Below are 2,456 nucleotides of genomic sequence, written 5' to 3'. Positions count from 1 at the left end.
AGCCTAAAAACTTAAAATTCTAAATGGTTCTCGAACCTAAAAGGCGCTAAGGTCTAATGCTCAGGATAAGTCTTACTTGCGAGTCGAACTAGTTCACCTTAGCCCCTCTGGTTTTCAGTATACTTTGGTTAATAAATCTAAGTTACTTTTTCTTTTGCAAATCTAATAGCTTGTCGAAGGCACATTTTACCGTAACTTAGGGGTGCAATGAAATCAATTCCGTACATCGAATACACTAAAATTGAAGACTCAGACTTCAATACCACCGACTGGTACCACATGTCTCACCTTAGTAACGCGTGTGCCACTGCAGATGCGCACCGAACTTCAGCCTACGCCATCTGTCTGCTAAGCGAGGGTGATATTCAGTTGGAATCTGATCTGTTTGTCCATATCTCCAAAGCGCCTGCGATATTTACCCTTGCGCCCTCAGCAATTCGAAAATTTACGGATATAGGCGAGGGTTATAAGGCGAAAATCTTTTTCTTTCGGAAAGAAATCTTTTTGGAAGGTCAAACCGACATCACTTACCTGGAACAATTTGATTTCTTTGAAAAAAAAGGCCAAGAAGTGATCCCCTTAAATGCCGAAGAGTTTCAGATGTTTACTGCTTATTTTGATTTAATTCAACAAAAATCGACCGATGTAGCGCCCCACACTTCAGAGATTATCCGAAGTTTAATCTATATTATTCTGAATGAAATTGATGATGTTCATTACCGCCACCTGCCCGAAAGAGAAGTTGTGACAGATCAGAACTTAAACCTCCTTTCCGAATTTAAAATACTTTTAGCCAAACATTTTATGGAGGAAAGACAAGTTTCTTTTTACGCCGAAAAAATGAATTTAACACCCAAATATTTTTCTACAGTAATAAAGGAAGTAAGCGGTAAAACGGCAGGAACCTGGATTAATGAAATGCTGTTGCTGGAATCAAAAGTGCGTTTGCAGAACAAAAAACAGAGCATTGCGCAGATTGCTGACAGTTTGAACTTTTCTGACCCTTCCCATTTCGGGAAATTCTTTAAAAAACACACTGGACGAAGTCCCTTAGAGTACCGAAGTTAATCTTCCGACCTTTATACCAATTCTTCCTACTTGCAGCACTTCCCTTGCATTGGCTCCCGACCTACCTTTGTACTATAATTAAAAACAACAGTTATGGTACCAATCACAAAACCTACCGTCCGATTGCTGGCTTCGGGGAACCAATTAATAGCCAAACAGATGCAGGCAAAAGCAGGATCTGTATTGCCAAAACACCTTGCCAATTTAGAATCCATACTCTTTATTCATGAAGGAGAGTGTGTGCTCGAAATCAATGGAGAAGAAAAACTCCTGAAACAAGGCGATGCATTTGTTGTACCCCCAAACACCCAACATCAAATTAAAGTAAAAATCGACTTCAAAGGGCTGCACCTCATGCCGAAAGAAATAGAATTTCAATACTTTAATTAAAAACCTAACAGTTCTCTCTTTTATTAAAATATGTAATCTTTAAAATTCAATATCATGAAAACATTACAACAAATAAGTAACAGCTTTAGCAAAACACGTATGATCCTGGGACTCTTGTTTTTATTAATAAGTATACCCGCATTTGCACACTGCGATTCCTACGATGGTCCGGTGATTAAAGACGCCATTAAAGCTTTAGAGAAAGAAAATGTAAACTTTGTGAAGAAGTGGATTGAACCGCAACAAGAAGCAGAAATCATCAAACTCTTTAATAAAACGGTGAGTCTTAAAAATAAAGATGCCGAAATCTATTCCCTTGTTGAAAAACATTTCTTCGAAACGCTGGTTCGCTATCACCGGGAAACTGAAGGTGCTCCGTACACCGGCCTAAAACCTGCAGGTTCTACAGAACCGATCATTCAGATGGCAGATAACTCCCTCGCGAGCAGTAATGTGAAAACGCTCCTCCATAATCTCGGAAATCATATTCAGAAGGTGATTACAGAAAAATATGAAAAGGCAGCAGCCTTAAGTACAGTGAAAGACCATTCCGTGGCGGAAGGTAGAGCGTATGTTGCGGCTTACGTTGATTACACGCATACCTTGGAAGCCTTGGAAAAGGTAATGTCGCATGGCGCGGCACATTAAAGCTTCGAATAATTCTTCACTATCATTCCCCTTCGAGTCCAGCAAACAAGTGACTAGAAGGGGTTTTGGTTTCGAGAGGTCCCTGAGCATTCTAAGATAAAAACAAATAATTAAGCATAAATTTTCACATAATTTTGATCTCTTTTTGAGACTGCGAAAATCCTTAAAACAATTTTACTTGCTACTGCATTAATTACAGACAATTTATGCTTTCCTTCCTCTATTTTTCTGAGATAGTAATTTTTTAGTTGAGGGTCGTGCTGTATGGCAGAACAAGCAGCTTTAAAAAGAATGCTTTTTAGTGATTTATCACATAGAGGACTTGTTTTCGTTTTACCTCTTATGCTGCT

General features: G+C 38.8%; 3 protein-coding genes and 1 pseudogene. 3 read left to right on the top strand and 1 reads right to left on the bottom strand.

The window, feature by feature from the left end:
* The first annotated feature begins 207 nt into the window (after positions 1-207).
* From OA84_RS11280 to OA84_RS11055, 3 genes are all read left to right on the top strand, one after another.
* The gene (locus OA84_RS11280) at positions 208-1,068 is read left to right on the top strand and encodes a helix-turn-helix domain-containing protein (protein ID WP_052252209.1); all 861 of its coding nucleotides are present in this window, start codon (positions 208-210) and stop codon (positions 1,066-1,068) included.
* A 93-nt stretch (positions 1,069-1,161) separates the two neighbouring features.
* Positions 1,162-1,458, top strand: coding sequence for a cupin domain-containing protein (locus tag OA84_RS11060; RefSeq protein WP_039346557.1), 297 nt, complete (start codon positions 1,162-1,164; stop codon positions 1,456-1,458).
* 54 nt (positions 1,459-1,512) lie between these two features.
* Complete coding sequence (locus OA84_RS11055) at positions 1,513-2,106, top strand: DUF6448 family protein (RefSeq protein WP_039346554.1); 594 nt, start codon at positions 1,513-1,515, stop codon at positions 2,104-2,106.
* Between the two features lie 110 nt (positions 2,107-2,216).
* On the opposite strand, the pseudogene OA84_RS11510 reads toward OA84_RS11055, so the two are convergent.
* Positions 2,217-2,456: pseudogene (locus OA84_RS11510) on the bottom strand (IS110 family transposase); the annotation flags it as partial.

It is taken from the genome of Kaistella solincola, assembly GCF_000812875.1.
Taxonomy (GTDB): Bacteria; Bacteroidota; Bacteroidia; order Flavobacteriales; family Weeksellaceae; genus Kaistella; species Kaistella solincola.
Note: the sequence above shows the minus strand (reverse complement) of the source record. Positions and strands in the feature narration are given on the sequence as shown.